21 protein-coding genes and 1 tRNA gene are annotated in these 20779 nt (G+C 31.6%); 5 read left to right on the top strand and 17 right to left on the bottom strand.

Annotation, left to right across the window (positions count from 1 at the left end; all coding sequences use genetic code 11):
- Positions 1-97: 97 nt before the first annotated feature.
- The 5 genes from rpsB to AC1RPX_RS01910 all read right to left on the bottom strand — a co-directional run bounded on the left by rpsB (position 98) and on the right by AC1RPX_RS01910 (position 4147).
- Complete coding sequence (rpsB, locus tag AC1RPX_RS01930; RefSeq protein WP_409022443.1) at positions 98-889, bottom strand: 30S ribosomal protein S2; 792 nt, start codon at positions 887-889, stop codon at positions 98-100.
- A gap of 164 nt (positions 890-1053) precedes the next feature.
- Entirely contained in the window at positions 1054-2043 is a 990-nt protein-coding gene (locus tag AC1RPX_RS01925; protein ID WP_481761388.1) for a D-2-hydroxyacid dehydrogenase, read from the bottom strand.
- 30 nt (positions 2044-2073) lie between these two features.
- A complete protein-coding gene (locus AC1RPX_RS01920) occupies positions 2074-3066 on the bottom strand; it encodes a D-2-hydroxyacid dehydrogenase (RefSeq protein ID WP_481761389.1) in 993 nt (330 codons plus the stop codon).
- A gap of 69 nt (positions 3067-3135) precedes the next feature.
- Positions 3136-3411: a GIY-YIG nuclease family protein gene (locus tag AC1RPX_RS01915; protein WP_409022440.1), complete on the bottom strand. Its 276-nt coding sequence runs from the start codon at positions 3409-3411 to the stop codon at positions 3136-3138.
- Entirely contained in the window at positions 3401-4147 is a 747-nt protein-coding gene (locus AC1RPX_RS01910) for a tRNA1(Val) (adenine(37)-N6)-methyltransferase (RefSeq protein ID WP_409022439.1), read from the bottom strand. The genes AC1RPX_RS01915 and AC1RPX_RS01910 overlap by 11 nt, the downstream gene beginning before the upstream one ends.
- 103 nt (positions 4148-4250) lie before the next feature.
- Between AC1RPX_RS01910 and AC1RPX_RS01905 the strand changes: the two genes are divergently transcribed.
- Entirely contained in the window at positions 4251-4886 is a 636-nt protein-coding gene (locus tag AC1RPX_RS01905; protein WP_409022438.1) for a lysophospholipid acyltransferase family protein, read from the top strand.
- Between the two features lie 67 nt (positions 4887-4953).
- On the opposite strand, the gene AC1RPX_RS01900 is transcribed toward AC1RPX_RS01905, so the two are convergent.
- From AC1RPX_RS01900 to AC1RPX_RS01885, 4 genes are all read right to left on the bottom strand, one after another.
- Positions 4954-6741, bottom strand: coding sequence for an ABC transporter ATP-binding protein (locus AC1RPX_RS01900; protein ID WP_481761390.1), 1788 nt, complete (start codon positions 6739-6741; stop codon positions 4954-4956).
- Positions 6734-8491 carry an ABC transporter ATP-binding protein gene (locus AC1RPX_RS01895; RefSeq protein ID WP_481761391.1) on the bottom strand — a complete coding sequence of 586 codons (1758 nt, stop codon included), beginning with the start codon at positions 8489-8491 and terminating at the stop codon, positions 6734-6736. The genes AC1RPX_RS01900 and AC1RPX_RS01895 overlap by 8 nt, the downstream gene beginning before the upstream one ends.
- Positions 8492-8558: 67 nt before the next feature.
- Complete coding sequence (locus AC1RPX_RS01890) at positions 8559-8795, bottom strand: YneF family protein (protein WP_112249992.1); 237 nt, start codon at positions 8793-8795, stop codon at positions 8559-8561.
- 95 nt (positions 8796-8890) lie between these two features.
- Positions 8891-9133: a DUF896 domain-containing protein gene (locus AC1RPX_RS01885; protein WP_409022435.1), complete on the bottom strand. Its 243-nt coding sequence runs from the start codon at positions 9131-9133 to the stop codon at positions 8891-8893.
- A gap of 147 nt (positions 9134-9280) precedes the next feature.
- On the opposite strand from AC1RPX_RS01885, the gene lexA reads away from it, so the two are divergent.
- Positions 9281-9901, top strand: a complete 621-nt coding sequence (lexA, locus tag AC1RPX_RS01880) for a transcriptional repressor LexA (protein WP_409022434.1) — start codon at positions 9281-9283, stop codon at positions 9899-9901.
- A gap of 53 nt (positions 9902-9954) precedes the next feature.
- Here the strand turns inward: lexA and AC1RPX_RS01875 are convergent, their stop codons facing one another.
- Complete coding sequence (locus AC1RPX_RS01875) at positions 9955-11106, bottom strand: hydroxymethylglutaryl-CoA synthase (protein WP_481761392.1); 1152 nt, start codon at positions 11104-11106, stop codon at positions 9955-9957.
- Positions 11107-11460: 354 nt separating this feature from the next.
- Between AC1RPX_RS01875 and AC1RPX_RS01870 the strand changes: the two genes are divergently transcribed.
- Positions 11461-12324, top strand: coding sequence for a hypothetical protein (locus AC1RPX_RS01870; RefSeq protein WP_481761393.1), 864 nt, complete (start codon positions 11461-11463; stop codon positions 12322-12324).
- Between the two features lie 51 nt (positions 12325-12375).
- Positions 12376-12462 (top strand) — tRNA-Ser (locus AC1RPX_RS01865).
- Positions 12463-12860: 398 nt separating this feature from the next.
- Here the strand turns inward: AC1RPX_RS01865 and AC1RPX_RS01860 are convergent.
- From AC1RPX_RS01860 to AC1RPX_RS01830, 7 genes are read right to left on the bottom strand one after another with little or no spacing between them, the layout of a single operon-like run.
- The gene (locus tag AC1RPX_RS01860) at positions 12861-13379 is read right to left on the bottom strand and encodes an adenine phosphoribosyltransferase (protein WP_481761394.1); all 519 of its coding nucleotides are present in this window, start codon (positions 13377-13379) and stop codon (positions 12861-12863) included.
- Positions 13380-13393: 14 nt separating this feature from the next.
- Complete coding sequence (gene recJ / locus AC1RPX_RS01855; RefSeq protein WP_481761395.1) at positions 13394-15724, bottom strand: single-stranded-DNA-specific exonuclease RecJ; 2331 nt, start codon at positions 15722-15724, stop codon at positions 13394-13396.
- A 17-nt stretch (positions 15725-15741) separates the two neighbouring features.
- Positions 15742-16107, bottom strand: a complete 366-nt coding sequence (locus AC1RPX_RS01850) for a lipopolysaccharide assembly protein LapA domain-containing protein (RefSeq protein WP_481761396.1) — start codon at positions 16105-16107, stop codon at positions 15742-15744.
- Between the two features lie 11 nt (positions 16108-16118).
- Positions 16119-16928 carry an SDR family NAD(P)-dependent oxidoreductase gene (locus AC1RPX_RS01845; protein ID WP_409022789.1) on the bottom strand — a complete coding sequence of 270 codons (810 nt, stop codon included), beginning with the start codon at positions 16926-16928 and terminating at the stop codon, positions 16119-16121.
- The gene (rnz, locus tag AC1RPX_RS01840; protein ID WP_481761397.1) at positions 16924-17871 is read right to left on the bottom strand and encodes a ribonuclease Z; all 948 of its coding nucleotides are present in this window, start codon (positions 17869-17871) and stop codon (positions 16924-16926) included. Before rnz ends, AC1RPX_RS01845 begins: the two co-directional genes overlap by 5 nt.
- A gap of 19 nt (positions 17872-17890) precedes the next feature.
- A complete protein-coding gene (locus AC1RPX_RS01835) occupies positions 17891-19177 on the bottom strand; it encodes a sensor histidine kinase (RefSeq protein WP_481762402.1) in 1287 nt (428 codons plus the stop codon).
- The gene (locus AC1RPX_RS01830) at positions 19167-19844 is read right to left on the bottom strand and encodes a response regulator transcription factor (RefSeq protein WP_481762182.1); all 678 of its coding nucleotides are present in this window, start codon (positions 19842-19844) and stop codon (positions 19167-19169) included. Before AC1RPX_RS01830 ends, AC1RPX_RS01835 begins: the two co-directional genes overlap by 11 nt.
- A gap of 79 nt (positions 19845-19923) precedes the next feature.
- On the opposite strand from AC1RPX_RS01830, the gene AC1RPX_RS01825 reads away from it, so the two are divergent.
- Positions 19924-20208 (top strand): hypothetical protein, encoded by a 285-nt coding sequence (locus AC1RPX_RS01825; protein ID WP_481762401.1) that lies wholly within the window; start codon positions 19924-19926, stop codon positions 20206-20208.
- Positions 20209-20779: the final 571 nt, after the last annotated feature.

Genomic DNA, 20779 nt, shown 5'->3' with positions numbered 1-20779 from the left:
CTTGTTTAAATAATTTAATTGATTTTATATCTAAAAAAACTGCCTCAAAAGAAAGGGCCATTACAGTACCTAATTTTGAGACAGCCTAATTTATTTACTATTCAGCAGTTTTTTTATCATTTCCGCCTTCAACAGCTTCAACGATATCTTCGATTGAATCTACTTTTTCGTCAGCCTTTTTGAAAGAAGCTTCATTCACTTCTTCTTTACCTTGATTAGTTTCAATAATAGCATCAGCCATTTTTGCAGTAATCAAACGTACAGCACGAATTGCATCATCATTTGAAGGGATTTTTACATCAATTTCATCTGGATCACTATTTGTATCAACCATAGCGATGATAGGAATATTCAATTTTTGAGCTTCCTTAACAGCGATACGTTCTTTACGAGGATCAACAATGAATAATACATCAGGGATGCGAGGCATATCTTCAATACCACCCAAGAATTTTTCAAGACGATCTCTACGTTTAATTAATAAAGAAACTTCTTTTTTAGGAAGAAGATCAAATGTGCCATCTTCTGACATTTTTTTGATTTCTTTAAGACGTTTGATACGTTTTTGAATTGTGTTCCAGTTAGTTAAAGTTCCACCTAACCAACGATGGTTAACAAAGTATTGTCCAGCACGAGTTGCTTCTTCTTCAATAGCATCTTGTGCTTGTTTCTTTGTACCAACAAAAAGAACAACACCATCATCTTCAGCAGCTTTTTTCATTGATGCATAAGCAGCATCAACTAATTTAACTGTTTTTTGTAAATCAATGATATAAATACCATTTCTTTCAGTAAAGATGTATGGTTTCATCTTTGGGTTCCAGCGACGTGTTTGATGTCCAAAATGAACACCGGCTTCGAGCAATTGTTTCATACTAATAACAGCCATAATGTAGTGCCTCCGAGTAAAAGTTTTATTTTCCTCCCAAGTGTTCAACTGTGCTAAGACTCTCCCGAGCACCCTCAGTCACATCCCACAAGGTGTGAATTGATGTTTTAACATCGTCTTTAAGTATACAAAATCTAAAATTAGAACACAAGTCTTATTTTTAATTATTTAACTTCTGTTTCCACAACGCCTGTTGTTAAAAATTGATAAGCACTATTCAAAGCAATTTCAACCATATTTTTAACTGCAGTTTCAGTATAGAATGCAATATGAGGTGTTAAAATAACATTTACCATATCTAAAAGTTCATTAAATAATGGATCTTCAATAGATGAGTCCGTTAAATCATGATTAAATATTGGATTTTCGAATTCATACGTATCTAAAGCTGCTCCACCAACTTGTCCTGATTTTAATGCGTCAATTAAATCTTCAGTATTAATTAACGTTCCACGGGCTGTATTTACAATCAGAACTCCGTGTTTCATTTTTTCAAATGAATCTCGATTAAGCATGTGTTCATTCTCTTTTGTAGCTGGCGTATGTAATGTAATAACGTCTGCTTGTTCGAACAACTCATCTAATGTATCAACATAAATACCACTCTTTTTTAATTCAGCATTTGGATAGACATCGTATGCAATAACTTTTGCACCGAATCCTTTGTAAATGTCCATTGCAACCCGGCCAATACGTCCAGTTCCAATAACACCCACGGTTAAGCTTCTCAACTCGCGTGAAATATTTGGAGCCCAACGATAGTCTTGATTTTTAATTTTTAAATTAAATTCTGGTGTTCTTCTTAAGAGTTGCATCAATTGTGTCACAGAAAATTCAGCAATCGCGTTAGGTGAATACGCTGGGACATTTGTCACCGTCACACCGTATTTTTTAGCTGCAACTAAATCAATATTATCAACCCCGACATTTCTAACAGAAAGAATCTTAATATTCATCTCTTTCATTTTAGAAAATAATGTTTCGTTATAAGGGATTGTTTGCAATGCAATAATACCATCAAATCCATCCGCTTGCTGTATCGTTTCATTCGTTAATAAATCTTGAGTAATTTCAACATCAACTTGATTGTCATCAGACCATTGATTACCAAATCCAACTTCATCTTTTCTCATACCGAACGCAATTAGTTTCATAATACAAAATCCTCCATTTTCTGACTAATTTTATTTAAATTTAACTTCTTTATCAGAATGTCCTGTTTCTATTAAGTCTTTACTTGCATTCAAAGCATCTATAACCATATTCCTGACAGCAGGCTCTGTATAGAACGCTGTGTGTGGGGTAATTAACACATTCTCACGTTGCAATAAGTTTTTAAAAGTACCATTTACTTGTGATTCTGTTAATTCTTTATTGAAATAATCAGTCTCATTTTCAAGTGTATCTAATGCGGCACCGGCTACTTTCCCTGAATCTAGCGCTCTTATCAGTGCATCGGTGTCAATCAATGTTCCTCTGGCCATATTCAAAATATGCACACCATTTTGCATTTTACTAAATGCTTCGTCATCTAATAAATGATAATTATCTTCAGTAGCAGGGCTATGAATTGTGATAACTGTTGATTTTGCATATAGCTCATCTAATGTATCAACATAGATTCCTTCTTCTTTCAAAGCAGGATTTTGATAAATATCATATCCAATAATTTTTGCACCAAATGCTTTAAAAATTTTAATGGCTGTTTGCCCAATTCTTCCTGTACCAATCACACCAACTGTTTGTGTGCGGATTTCTTTAGAGATATCGGGTTCCCAAGTGAAATCGTTATTCTTCATTTTACGATTAAATTGTGGTGTTTTTCTAAATAACTCCAACAATTTAGCTACAGATAGCTCCGCAACAGCACTTGGAGAATAAGATGGCACATTCGTCACAATCAATCCATACTTATTAACTGCATCCCCATCAACGTTATCCACACCAGTATTACGAATCGATAAATAATTAATATTTAAATCATGAATTTTTTTAATTAATTCAGGTGTATAGTCCTTTTGTTGGTAGGCAACGATAGCGTCATAATTTTCTGCTAATTGAACTGTTTTTTCGTCTAATAATTCATTAACAGTTTTTATTTTAATTTGATTATCTTTTTCCCATTCTTGGACATACAATAATTCATCTTCTCGGATACCATACGCAATGATTTTCATAATGTTATACCTCTTTATTTTAAAATTTATACTTTCATTATATCATTTGAAATCTTTTTATACATTATTTCAGATTTCAACTGATTGCTTTTTTAAATAAGCAATTTTTTTATCTCTTGATTGGTGTTTGAAAGCATATTCTTTCTTTAATGCTTCAGATTTCGTTTCAAATGATTCCTGCAAAATCATTTTCAAAGGCCGTCTACTAGCTAATTTTGTGTACTTTGCACCTTTCCCTGCATTATGCGTTGCAAGTCTTTTTTCGGGATCCGTTGTAAATCCGCCGTATAGTGTATTATCAGCGCACAGTAATACATAGAAATAATATTTTTTTTCATCTTCCATAAACAATCTCCTGAACCATTTGTGTGTACTCATCATCGTTACCATAAACAACAATAGGAGGCATAATCCTAATTCCTGCTGCATTGCCATCCTTAATTGCTTCAATTAGGACCATGTTAGCCTCTTTTCCCTCTTTTGGATGAACAAATTGGATTTTTTTAGGCGCCAACCGATGATTAACCATTTTACTTAGAATTTCAGGCAATCGATCAGGACGGTGTACGAAAAAAGTTTTCCCCTTCATTTTCAATAAACCGCTAGTAATTTCTAGAATACTATCTAAATTAGTTGTAATTTCATGTCGTGCAATTGCTAAATACTTGTTAGGATTCTGAGAAGATTGTGGCGTATTTGGAAAATAAGGTGGATTACACAATACGGTATCAATTGAGTCTTTTTCTAGATAATCAAACGTGTTGATTAAATCTGTTTGCTTAACTTGTACTTGATTTTCCAAGTGATTCAATTCAATACTTCTATTTGCCATATCAGCTAATTTTTCTTGAAGTTCAATCTGATAAATTTGACCCTTTGTTTTTTGACTAACAAATAACCCGACTGCACCATTGCCCGCACATAAATCAACTATTTTAGTTGATTCTTTTCTTGAAACATCTGCAAAATGGGCTAATAAAACAGCATCCAGTGAAAAAGAAAAAACATCTGAACTCTGAATGATTTTAATTTGATTTGAGTATAATTGGTCAATACGTTCATTGTTATTAAGTGAAACCATTTTTCATTACCCATTTTCTATAATTTTTTTTAAACTTGCAACTTTTAATTTAATTAGTCATACTTACCATACAAAGTTTAAAATTTGAAAGGATTGTTGCCACATGTTTTATTCATTTGCACGAGGTATTGTACGAGTACTTTTATTCTTAATCAATGGGAATGCCCACTATATTAATAAAGAAAAACTACCTGAAGGATCGTATATTTTAGTAGGTCCACACCGAACTTGGTTTGACCCCCTTTACTTTGCCTTAGCTGGTAGTCCTAAAAAGTTTTCATTTATGGCAAAAAAAGAACTATTTGTAAATCCAATTTTACGCTATATCTTAATTCATGCCAATGCTTTTCCAGTTGATCGAGAAAATCCAGGTCCATCAACAATTAAAACGCCAGTTAAATTTTTAAAAAAAGGCGAATTATCATTAATTATGTTTCCCTCAGGTACCCGACATTCCGAGGAATTAAAAGGTGGTTCACTCTTAATTGCTCGAATGGCACAGGTACCCCTAGTTCCAGCAGTCTATCAAGGTCCATTAACCTTAAAGCAACTTTTCAGTAGAAAAAGAGTAACCGTTTCATTCGGTGATCCAATCTATTTAGACAAAAAAACAAAATTGACTGATGAGGTCCAAACAGAAATGGACACCCAATTAATGGCTGCATTTCAAAAATTAGATACTGAAATTAATCCCAATTTTAAATATGTTGATCCCCATAAAAGTAAAAATAATAATTAAATTCCAAAAAAAATACTGGTAGGAAATCATATTGATTTTCTACCAGTATTTTTATTTAAAATTAAACTTAATCATCTGATATATTTTGTAAACTATACATGTCAGCGTATTTACCATTTAATTTTAGTAATTCTTCATGTGTTCCTCGTTCAACAATTTGACCCTTATCCAACACTAGAATTTGGTTAGCGTCAACAATAGTTGACAGTCTGTGTGCGATAACAAGCGTCGTTCTATTTTGTCTCATTTGTTTTAACCCATCTTGTATAAGTTGTTCCGTCTCCGTATCAATATTAGCTGTAGCTTCATCCAATATTAAAATTTTGGGATTAGTTACAATCGTTCTCGCAAATGAAATCAATTGCTTTTCACCAGCGGAGTATGTTGCCCCTCGTTCAACAACTTTCGTTTGATACTGCCGAGGTAATTTATCAATAAATTGATCAGCATGAACAAATTTAGCAGCTTTTTCAATTTGTTCATCAGTAATATCTTGATTAAACATTCTAATATTTGAAGCAACATTACCATAAAATAAAAATGAATCTTGTAATACAAGCCCCATTTTTTTACGTAACTCTTCTGTCGAATATTTTTTAATATCTAAACCATCAATTAAAATTTGCCCTTCTTCAAAATCATAAAATCTCATCAAAATATTGATGGTTGAACTTTTACCACTACCCGTGTGTCCAACGAAAGCAAGTGTTTCACCAGGTTGTACCGTAAATGATATATTCTTTAAAACAGCATTCTCATCATCATAAGAAAAAGTAACATTTTTGAATTCAATTTTACCTTCAGTAATTGTGGCTCCTGCCACGGGTGTTTGTTGTGGTTCTATTGTTTGGTCATCAAGAACACTAATGATTCGGCTACCTGCAACGATTCCATCTTGGAAAGTTGTCAAATAATCCATTAAGTTTGTCATGGGATTGAAGAAATTTTGTAAATATGTTAGAAATGCATATACCATTCCTGCTTCAACAAAATGATCTAAACTGCTAATTCCAAATAACCCAAGTGTCATTACTACAGCCAATGCATAAAATAAACTAATAATTGGTGAAAGTAACAATGAATTAGTTCGAATCATTTCAAATCTTTTTTTCAAATAAAGTTCATTAGTGTCCTCAAATTCGCCTTCAATCCGTTTTTCTTGGCGAAATTGTTGAATCACATTTATTCCAACGATAGATTCATTTAATTTAGTATTTAATCGACTCAAATATTCTCTCATTTGTCGATAAACCTTTGAACTAAACCGTTGGTAATACCATGTTGTTATTAGTAAAATTGGTATAAAAATCAACGTTACCAATGCAATCTGTGGCTTGGCAATATACATTGCTACAAAAGCAGAGATAAGTGAAAATACACCAACGATTAATGTCATAAATAGCGTCCAAAAATCTGCTAATGTCATCGTATCATTAGTAACCCTAGAAACAACAGCTCCAGCCGGTGTCTTATCAAAGTAACGCATCCCTAACGTGTGAATTTTTTTAAAAAGAATGACACGTATTTTTTCTAATGTTTTTTCTGCACCCATTGAGTACAAATACATTTGAATGAATTGAGTAATTGCTTTTAAAATTACACCGATAAAGTAAAGACCCGCAAATAAAAACATAATATTTAGTGGTGTTGATTTCGATTGAAGATAGTTATCCATATAATACTGTAAAAGAAGAGGTAGTAATATATTAATTCCACTTAATATGGCCGCAAATAAAATTGCGATTAAAAAATCGGCTTTAAAATCTTTTGTATAGGGCAACAATCTTTTAATAACTGTTCTTTGTTCTTTACCGCTCAGTTCTTTTTGCCAGCTAGATTTAGGCTTTTCACTCATTAATTTCATCTCCCTCTAACTTGCTTTCAAGTTGTTGTTTAGTTGTCATTTGATAGTACCAACCTTTTGATGTCATTAACGTATCATGCTGTCCTCGCTCAATAATTGTTCCACCATCAATTACGATAATTTCATCTGCATCTTTTACACTACTCATACGGCTTGCAGAAATAATAGTTGTTTTATTTTGACGTTTCTCTTTTAATCTAGTTAAAATAATAGATTCCGTTCTGGCATCAACTGCCGAAAGAGCATCATCCAAAATTAATAGCTCTGGATTAATTACAAGGGCACGAGCGATAGCTAAACGTTGCTTTTGGCCACCAGAGAGGGATATTCCTTGTTCTCCAACCTCTGTTTCATATTTTAGTGGTAATTCAGTGATATCACTATCCAAATCAGCATTAAATGCAGCCATTTCAACCTTTTCTTTTGTTAAATTCATATTAGCAAAACGTATATTATTTAAAATAGTTGTTGAAAATAAAAAGCTTTCCTGAGGAACGTAACCAATTGACTTCAGATACGTATCTAAGGCATACTCTTTAATATTTGAATTATTAACTGAAATCATTCCGTTGTATGCATCAAATTCACGAAGTATCAATTTCATAATCGTTGATTTGCCAGCACCCGTTTTTCCAACAATGCCAAGAGTTTGACCAGAACCAATTTCAAATTTAACATTATGCAAGCTTTCCCGATCATCATCTGGATAATTAAAATGCTGGACATCAAATTTAAAAGATCCCACCGGTAATTTATCTAACCCCTTTTCATTATCTACAATGCCACTTTTTTGATTTAATAATATTTGAACACGATCATAACTAGCATTTCCACGTTCAATAACATTAAATAATCGACCAATAGCAAACATCGGCCAAACAAGTAACGCAATATAACTTATAAATGAAATCAGTTGTCCAATTGAAATAACGTTGTTAGCCACATAGTATCCACCTAAAATGATAGTGCAAACATATGACAATCCAATAATTAAACTTGTTATTGGATCAAACAATGCATCCAATAAATTAACTTTTCTATTAATCTTGATAGTTTCTTCAACTTTTCCTTCAAAATCTTCAATATCTTCTTGTTCTTGTCCAAGAGTCTTAATCACTTTAATTCCGCTGACACTCTCTTGCGTTTTATTATTCAACGTTGAAAACGCTGCTTGAGATGTAGAGAAAGCAGTGTGTATTTTAGTTCCTAAATATCTAGCCATAACCGCCAATAAAGGTAACGGAATAATTGCTAAGATTGTTAAACGCCAATCTATTAAAAATATCATTGCAATTATAGTTGTCCCACCCGTGATAATTGAATCAGCAAAAGTTAGTATACCTGCACCAGCAACCTGCTGAATAGCTGTTAAATCATTCGTTGCATGTGCCATCAAATCGCCTGTTCTATTTTGCTGAAAAAAAGATTGATCCATTTGCATAAAATGTTTAAATAATCGAGTACGTAAAATTTTTTCAAGGCGAGCAGCGCTACCCCAAATATTGGTTCTCCAGATATATCTAAACAGATATTGCCCTAATGCAACAAAAACTAAGATACTAATCCAAATTGCTAACTTACTCACTGTTAGTTCATTTTCACTCATACTATCAACGATATTTCCAATAATTTTAGGTGGAATAATTTGGAAGATTGCCACTAAAATCAGAAAGAATACTGCGATTCCATACGATTTTTTTTCTTGTTTAAAAAACCATCCAAGTTTTCTAAATATAGTCATTCTAACTCCTCCTTTTTATAAAAAAAAACAAGCAAAGGAAATCCTTGCCTGTTCATAAAATATTAAATTATTTTTTTTGCGAACTATTTTTTGCTTGTGCATTCATAGATGACATCATCTGATGTAATTTCTTTTCAGAAGGTTTTTGGCCCATTTGGACCATCATCATTCTTAACATATCTTCATTGATTGGTGGGTTCTTTTGTAAATATGTTTCCATATACTTACGAGCACCGAAAAATCCTCCGACAAGTCCAACTGCTAACGCAATAACGGCGATTAAAATCGTCATTCCCATTGACATAATTCAAGACCCCTTTCAATTCACTTCAATCACTAATTCTACACAATTTTCACATAAAAGAAAAGGTAAATCTATTCAAATTGGGAACTATTTTCTTAGTTATCTCGTAAACCTTTATCACGTTGAACTTTTTTTACTTTGTCAGGTGTTACTTCTTTACCTGTTTTATCATAAACCTGCATCATTTCAACTCGACTTCTAAAACTTTCTCTAAATAATGCAAGATACGTTTCACGAAGTTCTTTTCTTTCAGCTTCTTCAGCCTTTGTTAAACCTTCATCAGTTTTACTTTTTGCAGCTAATTCATTTATTCTTGGTGCTAAATCTTCTGGGATCATTTATTATCACTCCTTAAAATTTCACTCATAAGCATACCTGATAATATGATAAAAAACAATTATTCAAATTAACCGAACGTTTGTTTGCAACAACTACTTTCATATGCTACTATTAAAATAATAAATAATGATGATGAGGTGTACTAAATGACAAAAGCATCTGACAGCAAACAACTTGCAGTCTTGCGCTTTATTCATGAACGAGTGGACACGAAGGGTTATCCACCAACTGTTAGAGAAATTGGCGAAGCTGTTTCTCTATCATCTACTTCCACTGTTCATGGACACATTGCTCGACTTGAAAAAAAAGGATTACTAACTAAAGATCCCACCAAACCTAGGGCAATTGAACTTACACCACTTGGATTAGATGCGATTGGCGTTAATAGTCATGAAAATTTAATTCCAATGGTCGGGACCGTTACTGCTGGTGTACCCATTTTGGCTGTTGAACAGGTAACTGATTATTTCCCCCTCCCACCTGACTTTAATTCCTCAGATGATTTATTCATGTTAACAATTCGCGGAGAAAGCATGATTAATATTGGGATATTAAATGAAGATCAAGTTATTGTCAGAAAACAGTCAACTGCTGAAAATGGTGAAATTGTTATTGCAATGAATGAATTTGATGAGGCAACCTGTAAAAGATTTTTCAAAGAAGAAAATCATTTTCGTCTCCAACCCGAAAATGATTCAATGGAACCAATTATTTTAGATTCTGTCTCTATTTTAGGCAAAGTCATTGGACTCTATCGTCATTTTTAATGAACAAAGCAGAAAAAGCTACTAAATTAGTCAGACTAATCTAGTAGCTTTTTCTATTGAATAGAATATTGCCTTTGCATATTTTTGCTGCCTATTAAAATATATTTAGATTTATCATTACTGTAATCTAAATAAATATCTGCTCCATCATTTTTTAAATGATTTTGATACATATTCTCGTATAATTCAATAGAAACTTGAACACGTTCTTCTAAATTAATTTTCGGTAATTGACTCTTGAAATTATCTGTTAATGTACCAGAAAAGAATTCTCCAACTGCCCCTGAACCATAGCTATACATCCCTATTCTATCACCGGCCTCTAAATCATTACTATTTTCAAGTAAAGATATAAAGCTTAAATATAGTGAGCCAGTATATAAATTTCCAACCTGATTATTATACTTTTTAGCTGCCTCAAATTCTCGTTCTAATTCAATTTTTTTGCTATCTGTCGCTTCATTAAGGACTTCTCTTAAACCTTTAACACCAAGTTTTGTATATGGCAAATGATATAAAATAGCCTTAAAATCAGCAACAGTTAATCCTGTTTTATTTTTATACTCATTCCATGTTTGATTAAAAAAATCTAAATATACGTTCTGAGAAGTTTTACCGTCTACAAGTGCTTCGCTGTGATTTAATGGGCGCCAAAAATCCATAACATTTTCCGTTACAAATCCACTATCTGCATCTAATAAAAGTATTTTTGGGTTTTTCGTAATAATCATTGCGACAGCGCCGCCACCTTGTGTAGGTTCACCCGCAGTATTTAGACCATATCTAGCAATATCAGCACCAATGACTAAAACCTGACTATTTGGATTAAGCGACACATGTCCTTTTGCCAATTGAATAGCGGCCGTTGCTCCATAGCAAGCTTGCTTAATTTCGATTGATCTCACGTGTTTTAAGCCTAAAAGACCTGAAACGTAGGCTCCTGCCGACTTTGAATTATCAATACCGGATTCTGTTGCAAAAATAACAAAGTCAATTTTGTCTCTATTTTCGTTATCTATTAATAGATCTGCAGCATTTGCACCCATCGTCACCACGTCCTGTGTCGGCGGTATAACAGCCATTTTTGATTGGCCAATTCCAATTAAATATTTATTAGGATCTACATTTCTGACATTAGCTAATTCTGACATATCAACGTACTGATTCGATGTAAAAAAATTAATTCGATCAATTCCAATTTTCATTAATCTTCCAGCTTCCATTTATTATATTGTTTTTATTGTACTTGATGTCTCATTTGATGGCAAGATTTGGTATCACTGGTTTAAAAAGGTATCATTATTCAGTTTCAAATACTAAACCTAAATACTTTTATTACTACCCTAGAAATATCTTTATCAATAAACTATCACACTCGGCGAACAGATAAAATTTGGCAACGATTACAAGACTCATTGGTCGTATTGCACTTAATTGCACTTAATTGCACTTAATTCCCCTTGAATACTAATTATAGAATCACTTTATGTATTCTCTTGTAATTGTCCAGTTAGACGTATAAAATTTAACCATATATTTATACGAAAAAGGGGATTAATATGATTGCACAAACATTTTATTTAATTGTTTTAATTATTTGGGTGTCTATGATTGGGTTAACTATTTGGGATAAAGGTTTGACTAATTTTTTTAAATATATATTCACCCCTACAAAAATACCAAGACAAAATAGATTTAAACACCCTTTTTTGTCGTTTTTAGTTATTCAAGAAAAAGAACAAAAATTTTATTTTTATGCAGTAAGTTTTTTAATAGGTACAATTTTTGGTCTAATGTTTTTCCCCAGGTTCTTAATTTTAAGACTACTAACATTTAGCATTGCTTCATTACTGTTTTGTTATAGTTTTTTTTCATACCTAAAATTATTCCCTAAAAAAACAAAACTCTGGCAAATTGAATCGTATTTATTATTACTTATTACTACATTCATTTTTTATCTAATTAATTATATGAATTTGATTACACCACTAATGGAAACAACAGTTATTTTTACATTTATATTAGGTATTATTATCATTACCTTTAGTTCATTCTATTTATTAAAATTACTTTCATACATTGTTCAAAATAATTTTGCACATACTGTACAGGTTATTGCTGAATTTGCATTAAATATTTTCTATGAAGGTTTGCTTGTTGGAACTTCTTTAATAGGCGTTTTAGGAGGTGAATCAAAAGTTACCGAATTTGTCTCTAAGTTACCCAGTGTCCATGTTGTTGATCACTTAGTAGCTATTTCATATTATGGCTTGAGTGATTTTTTTGGAGACCCCATAAATTCTATTCAAAATGTTCAGTCATATCCAACAATAATTTTATATATTCATCTGCTAAGCTTATTATTTGGCGCAAGCTACACGTGGATATTTCTTGCTAACTTAATAAGCATTGATAATAATTAAATGAGTTTTGCAATTATATTAAAAAGTTGATATACTAAACAAAGTTATTTTGGAGAGTTGGCAGAGTGGTAATGCACCGGACTCGAAATCCGGCGAACGCTGTAATGGCGCGCGCAGGTTCAAATCCTGTACTCTCCTTTTTATATCATATTAAACCAAAATAAAAAAACACAAACGCCAGTTTAAAGGCATTTGTGTTTTTTATTTTGTATAAAAAGAGACTATAAAGCATTAAAACATCATATGACTTTGCACATATTTCGCACATTTTTATATACCTAACATTAAAAAAGCTTTAAGTGACTTTCTGAATTATAAAAAATCAGTATTATACCTGTATCTTGGACCCAAACTGATGTATATATAATTAATATTTCGCAAACAACCGTCTGTTCTTGGTAAAAGGAAGATAATATTCAAAAGCTCGTAGCTTAATTTAAAAATAAAAAGCTCTAGTATTGGACGAAAATCCAATACTAGAGCCTCATTTTATAAAATTATACAACAATAGCTATCATAAAGCTGTAATCATGAATTTAATAGTTCATTAAACTGAATATATCATAGTCTTTTATTTTTTGACGGCCCTTTAAATCATCTAATTCAATAAAAAAGGCAGTCCCTACAACAATACCACCTAATTGTTCAACTAATTCTATCGTCGCTGCAATCGTACCACCAGTTGCTAATAAATCATCTGTTACTAAAACCCTCTGTCCAGGTTGTACCGCATCCTTATGCATATATAGTGCAGATTCTCCGTACTCCAATGCATACTTGGCCTCAACGGTTTCTCGAGGTAACTTACCTTTTTTTCTAGCTGGTGCAAATCCTACACCTAGATCATAGGCCACTGGACATCCAACAATAAACCCTCTAGCTTCAGGGCCAACAATCATCTCAACATTTTTACTCTTGGCATATTCTACAATTTTATTTGTTGCTTCGCGGTATGCTGCTCCGTCTGCCATTAAGGGTGATATATCTCGAAAAACAACACCTTTTTCTGGGTAATCAGGAATTGCAGCAATATACTTTGTTAAATCTAATACCATTAATAAACGCTCCTTTAATCTTCTGTATTCAATTGTTCAAGTATCCACTTTTTAAGATCATTCTCTTTAGAGTAGACTAACTTATCTTCAGCTAATATTCGATTATTTCTTAGCTTATATTCAGAAGTATTTTTAATGTCCATTTTATTTGTTGTACTTTTTCCAGTCATTAATCCATCTTTTATTTTAACAAATTCCAACTCTAAAAACACCTTAATCATGAATATTAATAAATTTTTCTTTATTTTTAAAAAATCAGATAAGACGATTAGTTGATTATTAATATCAACATCTTTATGACTCATCACAAATTTATATAACTTTGCATACTGTTCTCTGGATGGCATACCATCTAAATAGGCACTGTTAGTCTTTAAAAATACTGCAATTATTTTCTGACTATCCGATAAACGTAATATTGTAGACATTTGTTCCAACGAGCTTGGGCAATCTACAAATATAATTGTTCTTTGATTATCAAAATCTGATACACTTTTTAGTTGATCAGCCTGCTTAAATATCTGTTTGTCTGATGAAAATTGTTTTACTTGGTCATAATTTTTTTTATTCCAGAATATAAACAAGCCTTCATTTTGAAATAAACTTTTATTCACGTGGTCAGTTCTTTCATCAATAATTACAAGCCCTTCAAATTTAATGTCCTGTACCATTAACTGTAAATTTGTTTTATTCATCCATACATTTTTTTCAATTTCACCGATTAATTTGATCTCATCTAAAGTATTCTTGAAATCATCAACATACTTTGCATTTGAAAATGAAATTCCACTAATTTTTTCTTTCTCACCAACAACTTCAAATTTTAAGTGAGTTCCTGTTTTACCAATAGCCTTAACATTTTGTATTGATTTATATTTAATTTCAAAAATCGGTTTTTCATTGTCTGTACCAAATGGTTTTAATTTTTCAATATCCTTATAAAAATCCAAAGTCAATTGATCTACATTTAGCTTTGCTACAACCACTTTGGCTGGCTTAACGTTCAATTGAATTCCTTGAGATACTGCTTCATTTTCCAAGTCTAATCTAAATCTTTCTAAGTTTTGAATGGGAAATGTTAATCCCACGGCCATATGATGTCCACCAAAATGAGATGTTAATTCTCTATGTTCATTAATTGCGTTATACAAATGAAATGTATCAATACTTCGACCGGATCCTTTTAAATAGCCCTTCTCTGTATCTTGGTTTAAAATAATTGTCGGTTTACCAGTTACTTCAACAACACGACTAGCAACGATACCTAATACACCTTCGTGCCAATTTTCACCTGTTATTACCAGTGTTTTCTTGTACTGATTATACTCTGCTGTAGCCTGTTTCAATGCTAGTTCTAATATATCTGCTACAATTTTTTGACGGCGTACATTTTCAGATTGAACAAAGTTTGCTATTTCCTGTGCTCGTTCATCGTCTAGACTAGTTAACAGTTCAACACCAATATTTGCATCACCTAATCGCCCAATTGCATTTAAACGCGGCGCAATACCAAAACCAATATCTTTTTCATCTACTGTTTCCTGTTTTACATTCGCAACTTCCATTAATGCAATCAATCCTGGCCGGAACGTTTGTTGTAAAACCTTCAGACCGAAACTTACAAGTGAACGATTTTCATCTGTCAGTGATACCAAATCTGCTACTGTACCGATTACCACTAAATCTAGTAATTCTTCTGAAATATCACCTGTTAATGCACTCGCAACTTTAAATGCCACACCAGCACCTGAAAGTTCTCCAAACGGATATTTTCCTTCAGGATGTCGAGGATGAATTATTGCATAAGCCTTTGGTAAAACATCTGGTAATTCATGATGATCGGTTACGATAACATCTATACCTTGAGATTGAGCAAATTCTATTGCTTCATTCCCTGATACACCATTATCAACAGTAATAATCAAATTAGTACCATTGTCTATTATTCTTTTATAAGCATCTACATTAGGTCCGTAACCATCTATAAATCGGTTAGGTATATAAGTTTCCACATCTGCGCCCATATCACTAAGTGTCTCAAACATGATTGAGGTACTCGTTAACCCATCAGCATCATAATCACCATAAACCGTTATTTTTTGATTTTTAACTATTGCTTGTTGAATTCGTTCAATTCCTTTACTCATATCATGCATAAGCATTGGATCGTGAATGTTTTCTGCTCCTACATTTAAAAAATCAGTAATAGCTTTTTCAGATGTAAGTCCGCGGCTCCATAGTAAAGATATCAATGAATGATCTAATTGAATATTTTCAAATATTTCATTAGGTATTTTGTCATTACTTAAATCTAAAAACTTCCAACTATACTTTGATTCAATCATGTTAAACCTCTACTTTACTAACGATTTATATTTTCTGATTTTAACGTTTTAATTTCATTTTGTAGTAATTGAACTTCTTTTCTATTCTGAGTTTTTATTTTATCAATTGAATTTTTCAATGATTCATCAAAATTATTTTTATAGTCATCCAATTGTTGATTTAATTCTTTATTTTCTTTTTTTAATTTTAAAGTTGCACTTGTTGTTAACAGACCTATCAGTAGTGCTCCTGCTAAAATTGAAAATAATAAAATAAGAATCATTGGCATTTTAATTTCTGCAAACCAAAAATTAATTGAAACTTCCTTTACATTTAAAATTGAAAAAATTGCTATTACGATAATAAGTAATAACGCTATGATTGTTCGCCATTGTTTTTTCATATTTTCCCCCACTATTTTTTGTTAAATACTGTACCCGCAAGTAAATCTCCCATTTTAGGGAAAATTGTATATCCCAAATATGCCATTTCCATATAATATGGTAAATTAATTTCGCGTTTATTTGTACTTATGTTTCTTGATATAATCTTTGCAACATGCGCAGGATTTAGCATCATTGATCCAATATTTTTTAAATAGTTGCCCTCTTTATCAGCTATTTTGAAGAAATTAGTATCAATTGGTCCAGGATTAACTGTCATAACTTTAATCCCTAGTGGTTTTAATTCTAATCTCAACGCATTAGAATAACCAAGGACACCATATTTCGTTGCTGAATAAATTGCTGATTTCGGTGTTGCAATTTTCCCAGCAATAGATGCAATATTAATAATAACGCCATATTTTCTATCTGCCATATTTAGCGCAACATTTTGAGTCATGTACATTAGCCCCAAGACGTTTACTCTAAACATTTTTTCAGCAACATCCATATCAAAAGATAACACATTCTCCATCAAACCAAACCCTGCATTATTTATAAGTACTTCAATCGGTCCAATTGAAGATTCAATTTTTTTAACCATTTTTTCAATTTGAATTGGATCAGAAACATCACATTCAATCGCATAAGCCAATCGACCAGATAGACGCTGACAAGCATCTTTAACCTCTGTAAGTTTATCCATTTGTCTAGCGCAAATAACAACAATTGCACCTTTTCTAGCAACCTCATATGCCAGTTCCTTACCTAAACCACTTGAACCACCACTAATTAGAACGATTCTATTACGTAAATCTTTTAACTCTTTATATTGACTAATCATTTACTTTTTCCTTTTGAGAAAACGGCACATTAATTACATCAAAATCTCTAACAACCGTTGTATTTTTAAAGATACTTCTTGCCTCACTCTGTAAAGTAATGGCCATTTTACCAACATATCTTGCGGAAATATGTGTCAATAATAACATTTTCACGTTTGATTTTTTAGCGATTTCTGCAGCCTGAGCACTAGTTGTATGATAATAATTCCTTGCCATTTTTGATTCAGCTTTTTCAAATGTACTCTCATGAACCAGAACATTTGCATTTTCAGCTAATGTATAACTATTTTTTGTTTTTCTTGTATCGCCCAAAATTGTGACAATACGCCCTTTTTTAGTTTCTCCCAAAAAATCATTTCCATTTAATTTTGTGCCGTCTTCTAATTGAACTATTTTACCGGCTTTTAATTCTCCATAAATTGGACCAGACGGAATATTTAATTCTTTAAGTTTATCTATTTGTAATTCGCCTGCATAATCATGTTCCACAATTCGATAACCCACGCTTATAATACGATGATCTAAGTAATCAAAATATACTTTAAAAGTGCTATCTTCAAATATTAATCCAGGTTTATCAAGTTCTACAAATTTAATTGTATATGACAACTTCGTTTCAGAAACTTGTAAACTGGTCTTCACAAAATTTTGAATTCCTTTAGGACCAAAAATAGTTAAAGGTCCATTACCTCCTTGAAATGATCGGCTACTCAAAAGACCTGGCAACCCAAAAATATGATCTCCGTGTAAATGTGTAATGAATATTTTTTCGATTTTCCGAGGTTTTATTGTCGTTTGTAAAATTTGATGTTGTGTTGCTTCACCTACATCAAACAACCAAACACTATTACGTTCATCTAGTAGTTTTAGTGCAATACTGGTTACATTTCTATTTTTTGCAGGTGCTCCTGCTCCTGTACCTAAAAATTCTAATTCCATATTATTAACCTATCCTTACTTATTCATTTGATTTCATTGGTAATGTAACTTCAAAAACGACACCCTTCGGTATCTTATTTCTAACTTCAATTTTACCTTTATGCTCTTCAACGATCCATTTCGCAATTGACAAGCCTAACCCATTACCACCTGTTTTACGATTTCTTGATTTTTCTTCTCTATAAAAGCGTTGGAAGATTATTTTTTTATGTGTATCACTAATATTTTCTCCATCATTAATGACTTGTATCACTAGTTGCTTAGCCGACTCAATAACGATAAACGAAATTTCATTACCCGCTACTGTGTATTTCAATGCATTATCAAGTAAAATGACAATTAATTGATGTATACGGTCTTCGTCTAATTGAATGTACTTACTTGCAATATTTATTTGAAAATAAAATTGTTTATTTTGACTAAGCGCAATATCTGCATAAGGATGAATAATATTCTCAAAGTATTCCTTAGCAAGGACTTTCTTAAAGTTAAACACATTAGCATTAGAATCTGAATTAGCTAACAATAATAGATCTTTTGTTAGATTATTTAATCGTCTAATCTCACTTAATGAAGTTGCAATTGACTCGCTTTCATCGATAATATTTGCATTAGGTTTTGTTAACAAATACTCTAATTTATTTTGTACTATCGTCAATGGTGTTCTAAGCTCATGGGCTGCATTATCGATAAATTCTCTTTGCTTATTCCATGCACTAATCGTTGGTTTAATACTAATAGATGATAAAATAACACTTAAGGCAATCGACAACATTCCAAAAATAAGCAGAGATACAAGTAAAATATTCCTAAAACTAATCAATGAGTTTTGATTAATCTCAATATTTTCAATAATTTGAATATATCGTGCTTTATGCCATTTTTTAACAGCTGAGTCTGGAATTTCCATTAAGTATGACCTAAACGTAGGTCCGTTTTTTTGTTTAATTGTTTTAAATTTGTTTAAATCAGATTTTTTAAATGGTATCTTATTAAAAACGGGGTATCTGGTACCCATTGCATCTTTATTAATTATTTCTCCATTTTGTGACCATAAGATTTGATAGACTTTAAAGTCAGGTGCTTGCTTCAAAAGTGGACTATCATCGATTCTATTTATGGAGACATAATTAGAATCTTTTATTCGTCTAATTTGTTTTTTCATTGATATATCTACATTAACTGTTAAGGTGTCATTAAATGAACTATATACAATTAAACCAAGTGTTACAAAAATAATACTGAAGCTTAAAAGATACATAAAAAATAATTTTATACGCGTATCTCTATTTGCCTTATTTTTCATCAGGTTCAACCAGATAACCAACGTTTCTAATTGTTCGAATCATTTTTTCATGACCAATCTTTTTTAATTTTTTTCTCAGATTACTCATATAAACTTCTACAACCGTAATGCTAGTATCGGACGTAAATCCCCAAACACGGTCAAATATTTGTTCTTTCGTTAAAATAGTATTCTTATCTTCCAGTAAGTATGTTAAAAATTCATACTCTTTACCCTGTAAATTGATAGATTGGCTGCCAGAAATAATTGTTCTGTTATCAGATAAAATCATATCTTGATATTTTAATTCACTATCTATTTCAAATTTCATTGTTCTTTTCAGAAGAGCCTTTATTCTCATTTGTAATTCGTTTAAATTGAATGGCTTAGCTAAATAATCATCCGCCCCTAAATTAAATCCGGTAATTTTATCGTCAACACTATCTTTTGCTGATAAGATTAGCACTGCCGTGTCAATTTTCTTTTCTCGAATTTTTTTTAATACATCAAATCCCGATATTGTAGGAAGCATTAAATCTAAAATAATAATATCATATATATTTTGTGAAGCTTTAAAAAAGCCTTCCTCGCCATCGAACGCTTGCTCTAACGTCATAATTTTTGCTGTTGCTTCAACAATATTATCAGAAATAATTGTATCATCTTCAATAATTAATCCTCTTGGCATTTTTTTTCCTCATTCCTTTCATTTTCATTAAAAAAAATGCATAATAATTATATCTTCTACTAAAGGATGGTTAAATATTATGCGAATGATCGATTTAGAATTAGCCACTATTGATTTAAATAAAAATTTTAATTTATATTACACTACTAATAATCTATTTTACCCTATTTCTAAGGTAATTAGTACATCAGAATATTTTATTTTAATTGTTACTCCCTCTGATAAACCCTTGTTACTTCAAGATTTACTTCACGTATCTGAGTTGAAATCACGTCATAATAAGCTGTTTATCCAAACTATTGATAAAAATTTACATTTAATTTTAGGTTATAAAATAGATCATAATAAACTATTTTTAGCTTAAAACTTAAAATAGATCTGTCTTCATTCTACTCTGATGCTATTATATATATCGCATGGAGTATTAATAAAAAATGCTAACTGCTGTTATACAGTTAGCATTAGTGACATTTGTTAATAGATAAAGTTATTCTACATAATTATCCTGTCTTTATAGTATATCTAAAAAATGGAGGTAAAACAAATGAATATTCTATCTACAACAGTAAGTATCGTTGCCCTATTAATTTCACTGTATACCCTGTACATCGTCCTAAAAAGTAATAGATAAATTAAACGCTAATTTTTAACACAATACATTATTCATACAACTACTGGATTAAGTCATCAATTGTCCTATCTTATTCAAAAAAGGACAATATTAGTTTGTTGAAACAAATTTAAAAAACATTATAGAACATAGCTATTTTAAGGGTGTACACTTTCTGGTGTTGGTGAAATAAAATTCATCAACACCAGTTTTTTATTCTGAAAACAAAAAAAGAGGCCACCATGACCTGTACTAGGCCCTGTCAAGTTGACGGATGAAATAATATAAAATTTAATATGTTTCTAAATGGCTTTATCCCAGTATT

Source organism: Dellaglioa sp. CoH-56-MRSF-14 (assembly GCF_056782115.1).
The sequence above is the reverse complement of the archived record's forward strand: the minus strand, read 5'-3'. Positions and strand labels throughout refer to the sequence as shown.

Coding starts and splice junctions, on each gene's coding strand:
- rpsB (WP_409022443.1), bottom strand. CDS start 889: ATGGCTGTTATTAGTATGAAACAATTGCTCGAAGCCGGTGTTCATTTT.
- AC1RPX_RS01925 (WP_481761388.1), bottom strand. CDS start 2,043: ATGAAACTAATTGCGTTCGGTATGAGAAAAGATGAAGTTGGATTTGGT.
- AC1RPX_RS01920 (WP_481761389.1), bottom strand. CDS start 3,066: ATGAAAATCATTGCGTATGGTATCCGAGAAGATGAATTATTGTATGTC.
- AC1RPX_RS01915 (WP_409022440.1), bottom strand. CDS start 3,411: ATGGAAGATGAAAAAAAATATTATTTCTATGTATTACTGTGCGCTGAT.
- AC1RPX_RS01910 (WP_409022439.1), bottom strand. CDS start 4,147: ATGGTTTCACTTAATAACAATGAACGTATTGACCAATTATACTCAAAT.
- AC1RPX_RS01905 (WP_409022438.1), top strand. CDS start 4,251: ATGTTTTATTCATTTGCACGAGGTATTGTACGAGTACTTTTATTCTTA.
- AC1RPX_RS01900 (WP_481761390.1), bottom strand. CDS start 6,741: ATGAGTGAAAAGCCTAAATCTAGCTGGCAAAAAGAACTGAGCGGTAAA.
- AC1RPX_RS01895 (WP_481761391.1), bottom strand. CDS start 8,491: ATGACTATATTTAGAAAACTTGGATGGTTTTTTAAACAAGAAAAAAAA.
- AC1RPX_RS01890 (WP_112249992.1), bottom strand. CDS start 8,795: ATGTCAATGGGAATGACGATTTTAATCGCCGTTATTGCGTTAGCAGTT.
- AC1RPX_RS01885 (WP_409022435.1), bottom strand. CDS start 9,133: ATGATCCCAGAAGATTTAGCACCAAGAATAAATGAATTAGCTGCAAAA.
- lexA (WP_409022434.1), top strand. CDS start 9,281: ATGACAAAAGCATCTGACAGCAAACAACTTGCAGTCTTGCGCTTTATT.
- AC1RPX_RS01875 (WP_481761392.1), bottom strand. CDS start 11,106: ATGAAAATTGGAATTGATCGAATTAATTTTTTTACATCGAATCAGTAC.
- AC1RPX_RS01870 (WP_481761393.1), top strand. CDS start 11,461: ATGATTGCACAAACATTTTATTTAATTGTTTTAATTATTTGGGTGTCT.
- AC1RPX_RS01860 (WP_481761394.1), bottom strand. CDS start 13,379: ATGGTATTAGATTTAACAAAGTATATTGCTGCAATTCCTGATTACCCA.
- recJ (WP_481761395.1), bottom strand. CDS start 15,724: ATGATTGAATCAAAGTATAGTTGGAAGTTTTTAGATTTAAGTAATGAC.
- AC1RPX_RS01850 (WP_481761396.1), bottom strand. CDS start 16,107: ATGAAAAAACAATGGCGAACAATCATAGCGTTATTACTTATTATCGTA.
- rnz (WP_481761397.1), bottom strand. CDS start 17,871: ATGGAATTAGAATTTTTAGGTACAGGAGCAGGAGCACCTGCAAAAAAT.
- AC1RPX_RS01835 (WP_481762402.1), bottom strand. CDS start 19,177: ATGAAAAATAAGGCAAATAGAGATACGCGTATAAAATTATTTTTTATG.
- AC1RPX_RS01830 (WP_481762182.1), bottom strand. CDS start 19,844: ATGCCAAGAGGATTAATTATTGAAGATGATACAATTATTTCTGATAAT.
- AC1RPX_RS01825 (WP_481762401.1), top strand. CDS start 19,924: ATGCGAATGATCGATTTAGAATTAGCCACTATTGATTTAAATAAAAAT.